Source organism: Njordella aestuarii (assembly GCF_056494165.1).
This window is the reverse complement of sequence record NZ_CM151397.1, coordinates 6,183,612-6,201,278: the sequence shown is the minus strand read 5'-3', so window position 1 is coordinate 6,201,278 and position 17,667 is coordinate 6,183,612. Positions and strand designations below refer to the sequence as shown.

Genomic DNA, 17,667 nt, shown 5'->3' with positions numbered 1-17,667 from the left:
GTTCGACTCAATTATGAACTATTTTGTTATCATCCAGATTCCAGTTCCGTTCGGAGTCATGGGAGTGAAGTTTTCACGTGGCGTATTGACAGGCAGGCATTCGTTAAGCTGCTTTTTCAGATGGATTTCAGCAAACGACAGGTGGAGATAAATCTGCAGGTGACTGTTCCCTGTCAGCAGTGCACGTAGTAGGTACGCCTCATTCCAAGCGCGCCCGTCCATCACCCATGACTTGGGGTATTCAAATGGCCACAATACGTCGTGAACATGTACGAATACACCAGGTGCCAATCTAGGAATGACTTCAAAAAACAAATAGTTTACATCTGAGCCGATTTTGCTTACATGTGATGAATCAATAAACAAAAAGTCGCCCGACTTTAGTGATTGAAAAATGGCCGGATCGGCATCCTGGACAAATTTTTGTACGATGCACGCTTTGTCATCTTGTCTTCTAAGTAACTTCATTAAGCGATCTGGATAAGGCTCAATAAATGTAAGATGCGGCTCGTAACCTGAAAGCTCATCGATAGCATCAAGCATTACCGATGAAGAAAAGCCCGAACCGACTTCTACGACGCGATTGGGGCGGTGTAAATTGAGCATGCCATAGAGGGCAGCAGCATCAAGATAGCGAAAGAAGGTGTTCTCATAAAAGTACCGCTTCGCATCGCTCTTCCGCACTGGAAAGTTCATGCCGGCTGCTGCATGCATGACATCGATCAGATGCTGTTCTTGTTCTTCAGTAGCAACATCAATACCAGGAATTGACGTTGCCGATGTTTCGAACAGTTGCCCACTACGTGCGCTGACATGCGCAAAATCGGGCAATGGCGAATAGAAGTGGCCTGCAGGAATCCGCAGGAATCTACGATTGCGCGACGCTGCAAGCATGGATACTTGTCGCAATTCATTTGCCCAGCGTAAAAACTTTGCTGTGATACTCATTTGTTCTACTTTAACACTCTCGACAGAATCTTATTCAATGGTAACCCAAGGCAACTGTCCAAGTCCCTTTTGATGTTTTTGAACCAACGCTTTAACTCGAGGGTGGTCAAGCACCTGTGCGATGTTGGCCTCAGGAATAAGGTCGTTGTTAACGTCGTTACGGACAAAGAAAGCGTTAACGCGCAGTGAATCACAGCCGACAAACCTATACCCTTTTTGATTCGCCAGATGAACTAGCGCAGCCAAGGATGCACCGCAGTAGACAACATCGTACGGAGGCTGATTGATCGGATACTTGGTTCGGTCGAAATTAGGGTCATACGGAATTGTCTTGGACAATATGCCAAGTGCTGGCTGGAATTCCATTTCAACGACCCTTGGTTGGATCACATCAAGCGATTTCCAAACCCAGTAGTCATTGCTGTCAATATCGATCGAGAGAAAATCGATTTCGCCTCTGATACCATTGTTTTCAATCTGAGAATTAATATTTTCAGCGTTAATAAAACCGCATACTGGTTTTGGTGGCATTGGGCGACTACGTGTTCGCGATCGATAAAAGGCTTGAGAAAACTCAAGCGATCTTTGCGATGCTTCCATGTGCAATCCATACCAACCATGGTTGATAATAAGGTTCGCGGTGTTGCTACCTTCGATTCCCGCTGATCCGATATCGATAAAAGTTCGGTTTGTTGTACCTAGCATTCCGAACAAGTAAAGCAAAATTCCGTCTTCGTCTGCTGCGGAAAAGACTTGAAATCCCGCATCATTGATACATGCGAGGGGGGCACGTCGCTGGGCAAGGTCGCGATACTTCATCATCAATAGAATTTGAGACGCTGGATCTGACCACTTCGTTTCGTGTCGTTTGTTCAGCCGATTAAGACTCAACGGGTAACGTAAAGCTTTAGGTGTAATTGATCGTAAGAGACGTCTTAAGCTCACCGTGGAAGTTCCTTTGTTTTCAATCATTTAATACTGTTAGAATTTTGATTCAATGTATCCAGAGCGTCGAGCATCTGCTTCGCAACGGTTTGCCAACTGTAGGTCGTCTGCGCCTCATGCAAAGCACTTTGTCCCAATTGTTTAGCAAGTGATGGGGAATTGAGGATTTGTAGTAACGCCTGCGAAAGTTGCTCAGGTGAATTCGGCTCAACTATCAAACCTGAAACCTGATGTTCAATTACTTCAGGTATTCCTCCCACGTTACTTACTACGACTGGTTTTCCAAATGCCATAGCTGTTTGCAGCGCACCGCTTTGACTGCTGCTTCGATATGGGAAGACTGCAGCAAAAGACATTCGCATTAAATGGCCTACATCTCCACCATCAACGTAGTCAGTGAATAGCACCACGTCGTCTTCCAGATTTGCGGATCGGATTTGTTTTCTCAAATCCAATTCTAAAGACCTAGGCGTGTTTCCGGCTAAGAGCAACTGAACACGTTTACTTCCGGCACTCAGGCTCTCATTAATCAGTCGCAACGCTTCAATGGAGTCTTCGACACCTTTGTCACGACGAACTCTACCAAAAAACAAAATTGTTGGTCGACTGATATCGATCCCAAAACGAGTTGCCACCTTCTCTGTCGATTCGGACGAGCAAAGCTCCGTAAATATCTCACTATTTCCGTGACGGATTACAAAGAGTCTGTTTTCATTAATTGAAGGATGAGTCGCTCGAAAAGCCTTTCGCTGAGACTCAGACAAAAAGAATATTGCATGAAATTTCGAATAGACGTTTCGGTTAGAAATATAGAGCAGACGCGACGAGAGTTTCTTCTTCAGCTCGCGCATTTCAAATTCGTGGCAAATCTGGAGACAGTGAATTCCATTTCGTTGCATTCGACCCAGGAAATACCCCATAAATGGATAACGGAATACTGTGGCAACTAATGCGTACTGGGGTTTTCGTTTGATGATCCTGGTAGTGGCTCTTTGATATTGCCAGCAGAAGCGGAAGAATATGATGAATCTTGCGAACATCAATTTTGCTTTGCCCTTAATACTGAGAGCAAGATTTGTCGCCATGTCATCTCGTGGGATTCGAAAATCTTCGATCAGTTGGTAAGAGCGATCGAGCGATTTCAATTCAAATTCGTTGCTTCCAACCACGCGCACATTCTTCAAATATAGCGCAAGCCCATTGCAGAGCTTATGAGTGAAGTGGACCATTGCACCGCGAGGGAATGGCTCAATAGCTTCGAAAGAGACTTCGCGCTTCTGATTGATGGGAGTCATTGGGCCGACTCTCTCAAATGAACAAAACTGTCAGGTGTAACCGTTTGAAAGACTAAAATTGTAGTTTGTCGGAATTGACCAAATACTTGCCCACTAATACTGCAGATTGCTCTCGCAGAGTCAGTACTGATGCCCAAAACTAAAGAGGCCCAAACGATAAATTTGGCGAGCGACCAGCTTTGCAAATAGCTTCGTCGATGCCACAGAAAAACACTTTGGCAGATTTGCATTGGATTAGCGCTTAATGTTCGTCCGACGAAAGACATACGTCTGAAATTGATGAGCAATGCAATCGAACCCCCTGTCCTCAATCCCCCTTTTCAGATCTATGACTTTAAAGTTATCGCCGTCGTGAAGTTCAATTACAAGTTGAACGCAGCGTTCCATTGCTGCCGTGTCGTGCTTGATAAACTGACGCTCGGCACCCTCGATATCAGAGACAATTTGAAAGTTTTCCCAAGAATTTTGTTCGACGATCTTCGACAAAGTCGTAACAGGCACGTCAATGACTTTTGCCCCTGGTTGGTCTACAAGATCGGTGGATGAGAAACGGAAATTGCCATCTGTTATTGCAAATCGAATTGTTTGACCCGGTTCGCATGTGCCGGCAATCGCACCATGTTGGACCTGCCAATTGATGCGATTGATTCGTTCGAGATTGGTGCGAGCAATTGCCACCAAATCTGGATTGGCTTCAATACCGATGTAAGGCATTCCTGATTGCAATCTAGCCATAATCTCGCGCGCAACAACACCTATCCCACATCCTAATTCGATGACTGGAACGTCAGGGATTAAATATTTGCGCACCAGAGCAGTTTCAGCTTGCTCATATTTGCGTAAGTAGATTCTGGCACGCGTATGGGGAGCAATCCATTGCGATGGGACCTGCAAGCGAGAACCGATGTACGGGATATTCTCGCCGTACACAGCATGTAAGCCGCGTCCAAGCAGACCATACATCGATCGCCGAAGACTCTTAAGCATTAATCTTATTCAACGGTTAGAGACGTGGCCGGTAAGGGCAAAGTTGAGCCATGGTCGTACCCGTGCCACAAACGGATTTCCATGGTCGTAATGTAATTGGAGCGCGACGAAACACAAAGCATCAGCAAGAGCGATTAGGCTTTTTCGCGGCGCTATGTAGCGGTTGTGTCGATTGTGCCAGATGTTGTCATGGTCGGACAAACAGGACGCCGATGGTCGCAATCCAACGCGCTATGGTCTACTATCTATTTTGTAGATATTTCGACGCAATTGTTTGAAAGTGGCCCTGTCAATGCAAAAACCGACAGGTTACTAGCCCGTCGGTTTTTCAGATTTCGATTTTGGAATGCCGCTTAATTAGGCGGATGCTTCGGCAAGGTTCTTCTTGCGTTCAGCGATAATTCCATCTTGAAGATTTCGAGGTACTTCGCGATAGCAAGCTAGTTCCATCGTAAACGTTCCTTGCCCCTTAGTCATACTGCGCAAGTCGGTTGCGTAGCCGAAGACTTCGGAAAGTGGAACTTCTGCGTTGATGTAGCTAATGCGATCTTGAACGTCCGTTTGAGTAATCAAACCGCGTCGGCTGATCAAGTTACCTACAACAGTACCCTGGTCGTTTTCTGGGCATTCTACTTCCAGCTTCATGATCGGCTCCAGCAATGTTGGGTTTGATTCCCGCATTGTCTGACGGAAGCAATCGCAAGCCGCAATGTAGAACGCGCGTTCGCTCGAATCCACATCGTGGTACGAACCGTCATTCAGATCCATACGAACGCCCACAACTGGGTATTCGGCAATTGGGCCTTTGACCATGGAATCGCGGAAGCCTTTTTCCACAGGTGCAATAAATTGCTTAGGAATACGACCGCCGACGATATGTTCTTCGAACTCAAAGTTAGCAGCACCTTCACCGGTCAACGGCGTAAGCGTACCAACGATGTGTGCGAACTGACCCGAACCACCAGTCTGCTTCTTGTGTTTGTAGTTGAAATCAACTTTACCACCAGGAGCTTCGCGATAACTGACTTTTGGCGCACCTACTTGTACTTCGACTTTATATTCGCGACGCATGCGTTCGACGTAAATGTCCAAGTGCAACTCACCCATTCCGCATAGAATCGTCTCGCTCGTTTCCTCGTCGCTATAGACTTGGAAGGTCGGATCTTCTTTGCGGAAACGGTTCAATGCCTTACTCATCTTGTCTTGGTCTGCACGGCTGGCCGGCGTGACAGCGACTTTGATGACGGGCTCGGGTACGAACATGCTTTCCAGCGTGCAGTACTCTTTCTCGTTGGAGAAAGTATCCCCCGTAGCGCAGTCAAGTCCCATAATCGCGACGATGTCACCAGCAGATGCTTCGTCCAATTCAGATCGCTCATCCGCGTGCATGCGGACAATACGGCTAAATCGTTCTTTCTTGCCGGTACGCTGATTGATGTAAATCTCACCCTTCCTCACCGAACCTTGGTAGATTCGTGTAAAGGTTAGCTGACCGTATGGGTCATCCACGATTTTGAACGCCATACCGACAAACGGAAGGCTCGGATCTGGTTTCAGTTCAAACTTTTCGTCCTGGTTGGTGAACTTGCGAGCCTTGATATCGCGCTCTAGCGGGCTAGGAAGATATCGCGTCACTGCGTCCAGCAACAACTGCACACCTTTATTCTTGTAAGCTGAGCCGCAGAAGATAGGTGTGATACGAAGCGATTGAACCGCCTCTTTGACCGTTTTGTGAATAAGGTCTTCAGGGACATCTTGTTCGTTCAGGAGCAGTTCCATCATCTCGTCGCTGTACATGCTCAAGCTTTCGAGCATCATTTGGCGATACTCTTTGGCCTTATCTGCCAAGTTTGCTGGAATCTCTTCCCAACGAACTATTTCGCCTTGCACGCCATCAAAGAAGGCTGCTTTCATCGTAATCAGGTCGACAGATCCTTCGTAGGTTTCGCCAGCGCCGATTGGAATCTGCATCATGACAGCATCGGCATTCAGCTTGTCGCGAACTTGCTTGGTTACGCGATAAGCATCTGCGCCCGTGCGGTCCATCTTATTGACGAAGCCGAGTCGCGGTACACCGTAGCGACGCATCTGGCGATCGACAGTCAGCGACTGGCTTTGCACGCCACCAACCGAGCACAGTACGAGAACAGCACCGTCCAAAACGCGCAAGGAGCGTTCGACTTCGATGGTAAAGTCCACGTGGCCTGGGGTGTCGATCAAATTGATCGTCGTGTCGTTCCAATGGACTTGGGTGCAAGCACTCGTGATCGTGATGCCACGCTCTTGCTCAAGCTCCATATAGTCCATGGTCGCGCCGTCACCGCCGCCTTTGACCTCTTCGATCTTGTGGATTCGGCCAGCGTAGAACAAAACGCGTTCGGTGAGCGTCGTTTTTCCAGAGTCAATGTGGGCGCTGATTCCGATGTTGCGGAGTTTTTCGAGTTCCATACGCTTTCTAACCGGCTGTTTTTGGGCCGGAATCCAATCAAAAGAGAAAGAAGCAATCAAACTGTGTCTAAAGTAATGTTGCCATAAAGGTCAACATGGTTCAGCTCGATCACCAAAACAGCAGCTAGACAACGTAAGCGGCAACCAAGCAAGGACCGCAAAGTTTACAGATTTCGCCTAAAGCGGAAAGTCCAATTTCCTTGTAATACCAAGCTTTCGGCAACTTGTCGTTCCTGCGCGCGATCCCCGAATCTCCAAGTTTAGCCGCCAAAAACGCCTCAGTCCGGCGGGCCTGACAGGTTGTTCAGAAGATTGGTGACCAGTGGCAACAAACGCTGCTGGGCCACATTCGCAACGTCTAGCACTTCATCATGTGTTGTTTTCGTCGGCACGTCGGGGTTCGCTACATTCGTAATGACCGAAAATGCAAGCGTCCGCATGCCCAGTTGTGCCGCAGTGAGCATCTCTAAAATTGTGCTCATTCCGACCATGTCAGCGCCCATCGTGCGAAACGCCCGGTATTCGGCCCGAGTCTCGTAAGTGGGTCCCAATGTGCCCAAATAAGTTCCGCGTTGCAGAGGAAATCCCAGACGCAACGCGATCTTTTCGCAATCGCCAACCAACGCTCGGTCATACAAAGGTAGGCTTGAACGATCGATGTTGCCCGCTTCACTGACGAAAGTTCTGTCACTCTTGGGATGATTATGTTGGCTAAAAAAGAAATTGATATGCGAATCAATCGCTACTAAATCCCCCGTGCGGAAGCGTGGATTAAGCCCACCAGCTGCATTGGACGCGATACAAAGGTTGGCACCCAGCGCTGCCGAGAGTCGCACTGCAGCGGTCGCAGTTGCGGCAGAATGGCCTTCATAAAGGTGCGAGCGGCCCTGAAAGACTGCAACCGGGAGCCCACCTAAATAACCTAAAATCAACTTTCCTGCGTGCCCGCTAGCCGACGGAGCAGGGAGAACCGGCAGGTCTGTGAAAGATATCGCTGTCGGATGCTGCACCTGGGCTGCCAAGCCACCAAGACCGCTGCCAAGGATGATTGCCGCCTCGGGACGAATCGATGTCCGATCCTGGACGATTTTGCGGCTGGCCGTGAGAAGTTCGGAAGTTTGATCTGAGGTACGCGTTGACATGCCAACAGTATGCCGTGGAAATACCGTCGCGTAAACCTTGTTCCACTAAAGCGTGACACCACGCCGACTGGCCAGCTCTCGCAATACTATCTCGAAATACGGAAAGGGCACTTTCGGATTCCGTCGCTGCGCCCACAGGTAAACAATGTTAACCATTGATCGCGATAGTCGACCAGTTTTCACTTCCACAATGACTCGATCAACGAACTGCTCTTGGGCTGGCAGAAATACGCGCAGGCCAAGTTTGAGCTGCACACCAAGCTCAACGGTATTGAAATCCAGCATCCTTTCGGCTTCATTGACGATCGCCGAATCGAGCTCACCATCTTGTGCTTTGACTGGTGCACTCGAAGCAACAAAAGTGACGAGAAAGCATAGCGAAACGGTACGCAGGAGATGTCGCAGCCTGTCGCAGTCACTGCTGCTAGTGAACTCGATATTTAAGGATCGCATGGTTAGTTCGCCTCTGCTACTTCATGACAACATGCTTGTCTGGCGCAAGGCCCGCTCAACGAAAACGACAATAATCAAATGTGCATGAGAAACTTGGCAGTTGCACGGATGGCGCCTGCTGCTGTTGATTAGCAGATTCCCGCACTAGCGTTCAAGAGGAATCGCCGGGTATTTGTCGTTTAGAATGCCTGTTGCAGAGCGGGAGTCGGACGCAAGTCGCCCAGCAGATTAGAGATCGTAAAGTTCGGGATCAACGTTGGGGCGATCCAGGAATCGTCGAATTCGCTGGGATATTGAGCCGGATTCCTGGGCAAACGGATCGTCTGCATCCATCGCATCCCCCAATTCCTCATCGATCTTGTCTGGATCTTCGCCCGATTCCATTCGCCGAATGGCTTCCATCATGGTGTCATTGGGTTTCATACCGGTGGCGTCGAAGAATTTCTTCATTACGTTCGCCATTTTTCGAGGATCTTCCTCGCCGTCGTTGCCTTCGTCGTCGCCCATGGTCGCAGCCATTTCCGCCATGATCGATTCCATTTTCGATTCGTCCATGTTGGCAAAGGGGTCATCTGCGCCGCTCTGGTCAGATTCCGTCAATCCTTTCGAAATCGCAAATCTTGAAACCTGCTTATCTAACTTCTTATGCCCGCATTTCGGACATTTGGGAATGTTGGTGTTGCTGGTGGAACGAGCAAAGAAGCTGTAGATCGTGTGGCAAGGTTTGCAATAGTACTCGTAAATCGGCATTTGATGTGATCGGAGGTGTGGAATACAAGCTTTGATAACTGACTTAGATTTCAACGTTCACTTTACGATAAAAACGGTTTGTTCGTAAAGGCAGACTTCGCTAAACGCTCTATGGAGTAGTCGCGTTTTTCGCTAGGATCTGCCAACTTGGCTTCGCTGGCACCTTAGGAATTGTCCCGAGACAGTTTCCGATTTTAGCGGAACGGCGCAAGCCGTCCGGTGTCACAAAACCGGAGGGCTTGCGCCCTACCGCTACAATTGATTTGCGGAAGTTATTTCAGGACAAGCCCTTAACTACATGGAACCGCAGGAACTGCACGGATGTCGTTTCCTACTTCATCGGAAAAATCTAAACCCGTATCGGCTGACAAGCCTCAAGCTTCGATACCTTTGGACGACGCGCAAAAGCCAATCACCAAATGGTCATGCGTTCGCACTGACTATTGTATCTTGGCTTTGACGCTGGGTTGGACCCTTTGGATGTCACTTGGGTCTGCCAGATTGTGGGATCGTGATGAACCACGCAACGCTCGCTGTGCCGTCGAAATGATGCAGCGCAACGACTGGATTGTGCCCATGTTCAACGACGAGCTTCGGACTCATAAGCCAATCTTGCTCTATTGGTTCCAGATTGCGAGCTATACTTTATTTGGACAAAATGAGTTTGCAGCCAGATTCGGGTCGGCCTTATGCGCATCGATCGCAGTCCTTGCCATTTATTGGTTAGGAAAAACATATGTAAGTCGAAGCTTTGGCGTATGGTCGGCGGTGTCGCTAGGAAGCAGCGCTATGTTTGTTGTGGCTGGTCGCGCTGCAACACCCGACGCGGTTCTGATTGCCTGCAGCACGCTTGGCGTTGTCTTGCTCGCCTCACAGTTGCTTGAAAGTTTAGCCGAGACCGCAGCGTCACGCCGTTTCGCTTTGGGGTATGCTGGCTACTTTTTTCTTGGCGCCGCCGTCTTAGCGAAAGGGCCTGTGGGGCTAGTCATTCCTTTAACCGTCGTCATGACCTGGGGCTTTCTTCAACTCGCCCAAAACAGTGCTATCACCGCTCCGCTGCATTTTCGTGTAGAAAAGTCGGGCTTGTTTGCCACCCTGTACCGTTGGAGTGCCAATCCTGGGGCAGTCTGGCAATGGCTAAAGGGCCAAGTCCACATTTTGCTTAAGATTATCTTTATGACGATAAAGCATGTGCGATTGTTGCAAGGGCTTGCGATCGTCCTCGCCGTGAGTTTGCCTTGGTATGTCTGGGTGGGGATAAGAACAGACGGGCAGTGGCTATATGGATTCTTCGTTGAACATAATCTCAATCGTGCTGTATCGGCAATGGAAGGTCACTCGGGTGGAATTTGGTACTACCCGCTAGCGCTTTTGGGCGGAATTTTCCCATGGTCTTTGATGCTGATACCAATTGTATGGTGGAATTGGAAGTGTGTTCGTCATCATCAGACTTCGCCCCTTGTTCAGCTTGGTGTTGTGTGGTGCTTCGTGACGATCGCAGCCTTCTCTTGTGCAAGCACTAAACTTCCCAGCTACATCACGACATGTTATCCAGGGGTATCTCTCCTCGTTGGAGGCTTCTTCTTCGCCTGGCAGCAGAACCAGTTTGAGCTGTCGCTATGGCTTCGCAGACTGGCTGGTTACGTTACCGGCGTGGCAGGCATTGCAGTTTTGATTGCCGTAGTCGTCAGCAGTCGTATTTTGTCATTTCCGTCCTTGGCAACTCACGCCATGTGGGCGCTTGCCCTACTACTGCCTGCTGCAATGTTACTCCTAAAGTACAGCGTCATCCAAGGCGCGGTAGGATTCTTACAGAATCGCGATTCGATCAAGCGGTCAGAACTGATTCGAATTTTTCTTCAGAGGATTTCGACCTTGAACGCTCAGAGCTCTCCTATCGGGGCACGAGCGTCGATCGCGTTCGCCATAGCAGCTGTGATCGTGATCGGTGGAACGGTAGGGCAGGGGGCCCGTGTGCTGAGCGACTATCGGAATGATGTGGATGTGTTGGTAGCAGCAGCTCAAGCAGACCGCATTGCGATCGAAGACACCCAGTTGAAGTGGATGTCTATCGGGACAATCGAACCAAGCTGGGTTTTTTATCTACAACAGCCGATTAAGGAAGTGCCGAACGTTGGCACTGCCGTCGATGGAAGTTCGCTGGACTGGCGCGTGGCAGCGGCAGCACATCTTCGGCAGCCGAACGCGCGACTCATCATGAATGAGAACGACGTTGAGACATTGCAAAGTCTGGATCAGTATCGGACTGAAGATAGTGCTGGTGTGCGGAATGGCCCGTCTGAACGTCTCAGTGTTGTGCCCATATTGCGGATGAAAAGATTCTTGAAGCAGGATGCGCTGGTAGTTGTGAAAGCCGTTGCCGAGAAACAATTTAGTCGGCTGGCTGAAGAGCCCCGCTCGCCTGCGCGTCGGTAACCTACATGTGGCAGCGGAACAATTGTCACAGCAGGCCAAGCTATTCTGGTAACCGCACGGGTAAAGGTTAGAATTGAAGTTTCTCATGCGCGAGTTGCGGGGCGTGCCGGATCTTGACTTTGGATCGACGAAGGGATTCGATGAAAAGTGAAGGAGTCCATGCGATTGCGGTTATTGGCGTATGAGTTGCTTTCCCTGAGATAAATTGCTTGCGTGCGCAAATTCGGCACGCTCGCTTCTTGATTAATTAACATCTATTTAAATCGACCATGAAGATCTTTGACGTTCCAGCAGAGTCCGGCTGCGGCACTCGTAAAATGTCTCGAGTTATACCTTTGGTAGTCGGCCTTGGGGCAGTAACATTCAGCGGCTGCGAACCACCCGCGGACCAACCTTTGACTTTCGAGCCTAATTATGTCTACACGCGTGTTATGGAAGTCCGCGAAGAAGTAGAGGCTGATCCGTTCCTGAAATCTACCGACCGGTTGATGACCGAGTGGTTTGGGACGCCGGATGAACCCAAGCTGCCACCGTTGTTTCAAGAGGACGAAGCATACCAAGGCCTGATTTCGCTTGACAATTTAAAGATGGCGGCGGGACCTGCGCCCAATACGGCGGAACCCGGAAGTACGGGGCTTTATCGACAGCAGTGCGCCTCTTGCCACGGCGAAACGGGACAAGGACGCGGTGTCGTCGCTGCCTCGCAAAATCCGTATCCTCGCGATTTTCGCAAAGGTCTCTACAAATACAAAACTAGCCTTCGCAATTCGAAGCCAACGAAGGCGGATCTGCATCGAACTCTAAAGGAGGGTTTGGATGGAACCCAGATGCCCAAGTTTGCACTGCTATCCGACGCGCAGCTGAATGCCCTTGTCGATTACGTGATCTATCTTTCGATCCGCGGTGAACTTGAACGGCAGTTGGTTACGCTCGCAACATTTGACGTTGAAGAGGGGCACCCGCTCTATGACCGCGATCAGATTGGTAAGATTTTTGGCGAAGGAGATGACGCCGAAGAGTACACAAAAGACTCTTACCAAGAGCAAATTGACGATGCTCAGTCGGAACTGGAAATCATTGCCGACAGCTGGACTGAAGCTGAAGATGATGTCGAAGAACCAGAAGAGCCGACCAACACCGTGATTGCGGGCAAAGATGATTCTGTAAGTGCGGAAGACCTGGCTGCGTCGATTGCACGGGGCAAGGAGTTGTTTGCTACGCAGACAGCCGCGTGCTCGAAATGTCACGGTGCAACAGGACGAGGCGATGGAATCCAACTGCCGGACTATGATGATTGGACTAAGGAGTGGACTACGGCCATTAATGTAACGCCTACGGACCGAGATGAAATCCTTCCGTTCCTGGTCGATGGCGCACTTCCACCACAGCCCCTTGCTCCACGCAATTTGGTAGAGGGTAAATTCCGTGGCGGTAGATCACCCGAAGCTGTGTATCACCGTATCGTTTACGGAATCGCCGGTTCACCAATGCCAGCTGCTTCGATCGCCGCTAGCGAAGAAGAATTAGGCCTTACACATGATAACGTCTGGGACCTTGTGAATTACGTACTGTCTTTGAAAGACAATCCGCCTGCAAAGGAACCGGCATCGCCTACAGATGGCGCACAAGAGAAAACGACGGAAGCTATTTAGGCACCAAGAAAGCTTCTTCGGTCGAGTATTTCAAGGTTCATCCAAAAGGGGCTTGGTAGGCGATTTATCGTCTGCCAAGCCCCTTTCTCGTGTGATCCTGACTACTGTGCGTGCCGTTTGATGATCATCCCAATACCTTTTCGTTCGATGACTCCCAAGAACTGGTAGTTGTCCAAGACATCGTCTTTAATAATAGACGTGTTAGCAGTTTCTTTTGCCATCTGCGTCAGTTGAGCTGACGTATAGTACGAGACGATTGGTTGGCCAAGGTTTGCCCAAGAGCGAAGTAATTCGACGCGGCGATTCGACAAACGGCTAAACAACTTCTTAATCCAAAAAGCGCCAGTCATCAGCGATGAAGGTCCGTAAGTTGGTTCGAATATCAACAGCGCACCACCCGGCTTGAGTAGCTGAATTGAATTTCGCAGGCATTGCTTCGCAAACGCGATCGACTCCTTGCGGCTGTTGCCAATCAAGTGGTGGATGACAGCGCCAAGTGTGCAATAGTCGAATTGCCCTGCGTACTTGGCCACTAACTCGTCGTCGAGTATCGAGCCTTCAATCGTTGTACAGGCAATTTTTTCTTCTGCTTTACGAAGATAGTTCGCACTGATATCGATTCCGCACAGCGAAGTTATCGGTGTCTTTTGTTTGAGCAGGTAGAGCGTGGCACCATCTCCACAACCGATATCGAGAAGATTTTGTCCCTCTCGAAAATTCTCATTTAAATAGTCGATCGCGAATTGAAAGCGCTCAGGATTGTAATGAGGCGTAAAGTTATCGAAATAATCGAGAGTAGTCTGGTCTTCGTTGACTGTTAGTGCGTTTTTGATCATCGCGTTTTCCGATCGTATGAACTCATACAATCAAATTGAAAGAGGTGAATTAGTGACGACTACACATCAGTCTATAATCTGATTGATGCCGGCGCCGGTGCGGCTTCCAAGCTCACAGTCATATTGACTGGGTGGGAACGCAAGTCAAGTCTTTTGGGTAGTCCCGCGAATGCGGCGTTAGTAATAAAGATCCGATTATACGGGCACCGCCCGGACGTCAAGGAACTGAGCGAAGCTCTTGCCGCTTAATGTCCTTTACTTCCCAACACAACTCCAACAGTGCGAAACAAAGTGTAAAGGTCCATTAATAAGGACCAGTAACGAACGTAATATGCGTCGTACTCTAGTTTCACCAAGCTGTCGCGGACCGAGTTGCCGTACTTGTAGTGTACCTGCGCCCAACCAGTAATGCCGGGTTTGACCAGCCGACGGATGAAGTAGTGCGGGATCTGGTGATCTAGATCGACTTCAATTTCGGGCCGTTCGGGACGAGGCCCAACCAAGCTCATATCGCCTCGTAAGACGTTTAAGACTTGAGGCACTTCGTCCAACCGCGTCTTCCGCAATATCTTACCAACTCGCGTGATGCGATTGTCATTGTCCTTGCTCCACTGCGGTCCGTTCTTTTCGGCATCGGTGCGCATCGTGCGAAACTTGACGATATAAAAAGGCTTTCCCGCCTGGCCGGATCGCAGCTGTTTATAAAAGACAGGACCTTTAGTGTCGAGCTTTATAGCGATAGCGATCAGCGGATAAGAGATGAAGAAGATCGGAAGTCCAATCAGGGCTCCACACAGGTCAAAAGCCCGCTTGATCGTCAGTTGCAATCGCGTGAAAAGCAGGCGGTCTTGAAGTAAACGCATGACCCATGCCGAGTCTACGTGTTCGACCGGGATCTTTCGCGACAACTTGCGATACAGTTCAGGCATCGACGAAATTCTGATACCGTTGCTTTGACAATGTACCAGTTCACGCAGAACTTCGTCGCTGTTCGCTTCGCGACTTACAACGATCTCGTGGATGTTATGCTTTCTAGCGTGCGAAAGTAATCCGTCGCCATCGTTGATGAAGTGCAACTGAGCTAGCCCCGGTTCATCGATGCGTTCTACAATCTTGAAATTGAAACGAACCAGTCGCTGAAGCACTTGGTTAAGCTCCCGCTCCGTTTCAGACTCTCCGACCAAAAGAAGTCGATGGGTTGATGGAAAGCGATCGTGATGACTCAACACAAGTGCTCTTGCGAAGAAGACCGCTGGGCCAGCTGCAACTACAAATAATAGCAAGAATGTGCGAGGCACGTACTCAGGGAATAAAAAGTAAGCCCCCATGTAGCCAATGCTCGAGAGAAGCATCGCAATTGAAACACGTTGCGCGACAATTCTTTTGATGCTACTAATTGTTACATCGTAAAGATCAACCATCCACGCGGTCATGTACCAAACAGCAAATGCGAGCGGAGCCCAATGCCATTTTGAATTGAAAAGCGCTGGTACTTCATCAATATTGCGATCGGTGAGATAGGCCCATGCGACGAATGCGATGCCAGCCGCCACGGTACAGGATATTACATCCACGCATAGAACGATGGCCGCACGCTCTTGTAAGGGCGTTCGGTAACAGCCCTTGCTGGAGGTTCGGTTCTCTTCAAAATCGAAAGAGCGTGAAGGTTGAATTTCACGCTCTGCAACAGCAAGACCGCTGTCGGATAGCTTTAAATTAGAAGTACTCATTGGTGTAAATCGCGGTGGTGGTTCGCACACGCCGACAAAGTCGCCTTCGCCTTGTTGAAGTGTTTAACAAACCTCTTAATGAGCTCAATCTTAATTACGAAGCGTCCAAAATGTTAGCTTCAAGCTCAGAAATCCTATCTGGTTGACGCCTTCAGAAAGAACCCTTTGACTTCATTACAAGCAACGGGCTTGTTCTAAGGCGGTTCGAGCTCCTTAGATGGCGAATAAGGGCGATTTGGAGGCGATTCTAGAGGGCGGCGGATTCTTTATGCTGTGGCTTCTCGCAAAGGGGCAGCTAGAATTATATGTATCGACAGTTAGTCGATATTTATGGCCAGGAACAAGTTTGAGTTAAATCAAAAAGCTATTTTGGAATTTTGCAAATGCAAACTTTCTATTTGGCGCCGCGCGACGACGTAAACACTACTCTCTATAGAACCGCCCCGACGGTCCATGGGATAAACTCGTCGTCGCCGTAGCCTTGAAGCTCACTTTTTGTCTTCTGGCCCGAAGCAACCTCTATAATTGTTCGCAATAATTCTCGGCCGTTTTCTTCGATCGTTTGGCCTTCTAAGATTCGGCCGGAATCGAAATCCATATCCTCCGGCATGCTCCTATATAACAAGCTGTTGGTTGAGACTTTTATCGTCGGAACTGGCTTGCTTCCGAAGCAACTCCCCCTACCGGTGGTGAAAACAATCGCGTTTGCGCCGGAGGCCATCATGCCTGTGACGCATGCGGGATCAAAACCGGGTGAGTCCATCATGGTCAGACCTTTGGCTGTGGCTGGCATCGCATATTCAATTACGTCTTCCAAAACAGAGTTACCTGACTTCGACACTGCTCCCAATGATTTTTCTGCAATTGTCGTTAGACCTCCTGTTTTATTGCCTGTTGAAGGATTGTGGTCGATTTCCTCACCAAACAAGCCTGTGTACCACTTCCACCACTCAAGACGCTCCTGCAGCAGTTGAGCAATCTGTGGGCTTCGCGCGCGGCGCATGAGTAAATGTTCGGCGCCGTACACCTCGGTTGTTTCTCCGAGAAGAGTACTGCCGCCAGCGGCAACTATTAAATCAGAAGCGAATCCAAGTGCAGGGTTTGCCGTTATTCCCGAATATCCGTCAGATCCACCGCATTTCAGTCCAACACATAATTCCGATAGGGGGGCTGGTTCTCGAACAATTGAGTTGGCTTGAGGGAGCAACTTTATGATAGCTTGCTCAATTGCCTCGATCGCTTGACGGGAACCCCCGGCTTGCTGGATGTTGATCGTCTGAAACAGTTCTTTGCTATCGTGATTTTTCGGCTGAGAGTATCGGTTCGGATTTTCGATCTGGATGAGTCTTGGGTTTGCGAGCAGATGCGAGACAGTTGCTTGCTCACATCCCAAGCCAACAAAAATCGCTGCACCGACGTTTGCGTGGGTGGCAATACCAGACAAGACCCTTTCCAGCATCTTGTGCTTGGAACCTTCGTACGCCATACCGCAACCGGATTCGTGGCGAATTGCGATTATGCCGTCAATGTTCGGAAACTTTGCTAGACGTTCCGCAGTGAATCGATTCGCAGACCAACGAGCGACCGACGCCGAGCAGTTAACAGTTGACACTACGGCTATGTAATTTCTGGTACCTATTTTTCCGTTAGGCCGATTGTAGCCGTTAAAAGTCTGGACTTGTTCTACGTTCAGTGGTTGGTGTTGATCCGTTGCTATCCAATTGACGAAGTCGACGCGATGGTCATTTTTCAGATTGTGGGAATGAATCCATGCTCCTGGACGGATTGTTTCTGTCGCAATTCCGATCGGCCAACCATATTTGACGACGGACTGAGATTCGCTGATGGAGCATAAGGCAACTTTGTGGCCTGGAGGGATCGTTTCGGTAATCTCGATTTCCTGGTGCCCGACTTTTATCCAAGCACCTTCCGAGATCTTCTTGATGGCAACAACGCAATTGTCTAGTGGGTTAAGTTGAATCCAGTCGCTAGAATAGGATCTCGAGTCATTGGTTAGCATCGCGGAGTTGCTTTCTTTGGACTGC

At 49.3% G+C, this 17,667-nt stretch carries 13 protein-coding genes; 2 read left to right on the top strand and 11 right to left on the bottom strand.

What is annotated here, in order from left to right; genetic code table 11:
• Positions 1 to 18: 18 nt before the first annotated feature.
• From SH451x_RS24215 to SH451x_RS24180, 8 genes are all read right to left on the bottom strand, one after another.
• Positions 19 to 948: a class I SAM-dependent methyltransferase gene (locus SH451x_RS24215; RefSeq protein WP_479359859.1), complete on the bottom strand. Its 930-nt coding sequence runs from the start codon at positions 946 to 948 to the stop codon at positions 19 to 21.
• Positions 949 to 978: 30 nt separating this feature from the next.
• A complete protein-coding gene (locus SH451x_RS24210) occupies positions 979 to 1,920 on the bottom strand; it encodes a hypothetical protein (protein ID WP_479359858.1) in 942 nt (313 codons plus the stop codon).
• Entirely contained in the window at positions 1,917 to 3,188 is a 1,272-nt protein-coding gene (locus SH451x_RS24205) for a glycosyltransferase family 4 protein (protein ID WP_479359857.1), read from the bottom strand. Before SH451x_RS24205 ends, SH451x_RS24210 begins: the two co-directional genes overlap by 4 nt.
• Positions 3,189 to 3,422: 234 nt before the next feature.
• Positions 3,423 to 4,175 carry an FkbM family methyltransferase gene (locus tag SH451x_RS24200; protein ID WP_479359856.1) on the bottom strand — a complete coding sequence of 251 codons (753 nt, stop codon included), beginning with the start codon at positions 4,173 to 4,175 and terminating at the stop codon, positions 3,423 to 3,425.
• A gap of 357 nt (positions 4,176 to 4,532) precedes the next feature.
• Positions 4,533 to 6,623: an elongation factor G gene (gene fusA, locus SH451x_RS24195; protein WP_479359855.1), complete on the bottom strand. Its 2,091-nt coding sequence runs from the start codon at positions 6,621 to 6,623 to the stop codon at positions 4,533 to 4,535.
• Between the two features lie 278 nt (positions 6,624 to 6,901).
• Positions 6,902 to 7,765 carry a purine-nucleoside phosphorylase gene (locus SH451x_RS24190; RefSeq protein ID WP_479359854.1) on the bottom strand — a complete coding sequence of 288 codons (864 nt, stop codon included), beginning with the start codon at positions 7,763 to 7,765 and terminating at the stop codon, positions 6,902 to 6,904.
• 45 nt (positions 7,766 to 7,810) lie between these two features.
• The gene (locus tag SH451x_RS24185) at positions 7,811 to 8,218 is read right to left on the bottom strand and encodes a hypothetical protein (RefSeq protein ID WP_479359853.1); all 408 of its coding nucleotides are present in this window, start codon (positions 8,216 to 8,218) and stop codon (positions 7,811 to 7,813) included.
• 228 nt (positions 8,219 to 8,446) lie between these two features.
• Positions 8,447 to 8,968, bottom strand: a complete 522-nt coding sequence (locus SH451x_RS24180; protein ID WP_479359852.1) for an FmdB family zinc ribbon protein — start codon at positions 8,966 to 8,968, stop codon at positions 8,447 to 8,449.
• A 321-nt stretch (positions 8,969 to 9,289) separates the two neighbouring features.
• Here SH451x_RS24180 and SH451x_RS24175 point away from each other — a divergent pair, with 321 nt between their 5' ends.
• Both SH451x_RS24175 and SH451x_RS24170 read left to right on the top strand, forming a co-directional pair.
• Positions 9,290 to 11,404 (top strand): ArnT family glycosyltransferase, encoded by a 2,115-nt coding sequence (locus tag SH451x_RS24175; RefSeq protein ID WP_479359851.1) that lies wholly within the window; start codon positions 9,290 to 9,292, stop codon positions 11,402 to 11,404.
• A 269-nt stretch (positions 11,405 to 11,673) separates the two neighbouring features.
• The gene (locus tag SH451x_RS24170; protein ID WP_479359850.1) at positions 11,674 to 13,056 is read left to right on the top strand and encodes a c-type cytochrome; all 1,383 of its coding nucleotides are present in this window, start codon (positions 11,674 to 11,676) and stop codon (positions 13,054 to 13,056) included.
• 101 nt (positions 13,057 to 13,157) lie between these two features.
• On the opposite strand, the gene SH451x_RS24165 is transcribed toward SH451x_RS24170, so the two are convergent.
• From SH451x_RS24165 to SH451x_RS24155, 3 genes are all read right to left on the bottom strand, one after another.
• Positions 13,158 to 13,892 (bottom strand): class I SAM-dependent methyltransferase, encoded by a 735-nt coding sequence (locus tag SH451x_RS24165; RefSeq protein ID WP_479359849.1) that lies wholly within the window; start codon positions 13,890 to 13,892, stop codon positions 13,158 to 13,160.
• A 245-nt stretch (positions 13,893 to 14,137) separates the two neighbouring features.
• Positions 14,138 to 15,622, bottom strand: coding sequence for a sugar transferase (locus SH451x_RS24160; protein WP_479359848.1), 1,485 nt, complete (start codon positions 15,620 to 15,622; stop codon positions 14,138 to 14,140).
• Positions 15,623 to 16,052: 430 nt separating this feature from the next.
• Complete coding sequence (locus SH451x_RS24155) at positions 16,053 to 17,642, bottom strand: UxaA family hydrolase (RefSeq protein WP_479359847.1); 1,590 nt, start codon at positions 17,640 to 17,642, stop codon at positions 16,053 to 16,055.
• Between the last annotated feature and the right edge of the window lie 25 nt (positions 17,643 to 17,667).

Excerpts from the sequence above, each read along its gene's own strand:
- SH451x_RS24205 (WP_479359857.1), bottom strand. The coding sequence starts at position 3,188 with ATGACTCCCATCAATCAGAAGCGCGAAGTCTCTTTCGAAGCTATTGAG.
- SH451x_RS24200 (WP_479359856.1), bottom strand. The coding sequence starts at position 4,175 with ATGCTTAAGAGTCTTCGGCGATCGATGTATGGTCTGCTTGGACGCGGC.
- fusA (WP_479359855.1), bottom strand. The coding sequence starts at position 6,623 with ATGGAACTCGAAAAACTCCGCAACATCGGAATCAGCGCCCACATTGAC.
- SH451x_RS24215 (WP_479359859.1), bottom strand. The coding sequence starts at position 948 with ATGAGTATCACAGCAAAGTTTTTACGCTGGGCAAATGAATTGCGACAA.
- SH451x_RS24180 (WP_479359852.1), bottom strand. The coding sequence starts at position 8,968 with ATGCCGATTTACGAGTACTATTGCAAACCTTGCCACACGATCTACAGC.
- SH451x_RS24175 (WP_479359851.1), top strand. The coding sequence starts at position 9,290 with ATGTCGTTTCCTACTTCATCGGAAAAATCTAAACCCGTATCGGCTGAC.
- SH451x_RS24185 (WP_479359853.1), bottom strand. The coding sequence starts at position 8,218 with ATGCGATCCTTAAATATCGAGTTCACTAGCAGCAGTGACTGCGACAGG.
- SH451x_RS24170 (WP_479359850.1), top strand. The coding sequence starts at position 11,674 with ATGAAGATCTTTGACGTTCCAGCAGAGTCCGGCTGCGGCACTCGTAAA.
- SH451x_RS24160 (WP_479359848.1), bottom strand. The coding sequence starts at position 15,622 with ATGAGTACTTCTAATTTAAAGCTATCCGACAGCGGTCTTGCTGTTGCA.
- SH451x_RS24210 (WP_479359858.1), bottom strand. The coding sequence starts at position 1,920 with ATGATTGAAAACAAAGGAACTTCCACGGTGAGCTTAAGACGTCTCTTA.
- SH451x_RS24155 (WP_479359847.1), bottom strand. The coding sequence starts at position 17,642 with ATGCTAACCAATGACTCGAGATCCTATTCTAGCGACTGGATTCAACTT.
- SH451x_RS24165 (WP_479359849.1), bottom strand. The coding sequence starts at position 13,892 with ATGATCAAAAACGCACTAACAGTCAACGAAGACCAGACTACTCTCGAT.
- SH451x_RS24190 (WP_479359854.1), bottom strand. The coding sequence starts at position 7,765 with ATGTCAACGCGTACCTCAGATCAAACTTCCGAACTTCTCACGGCCAGC.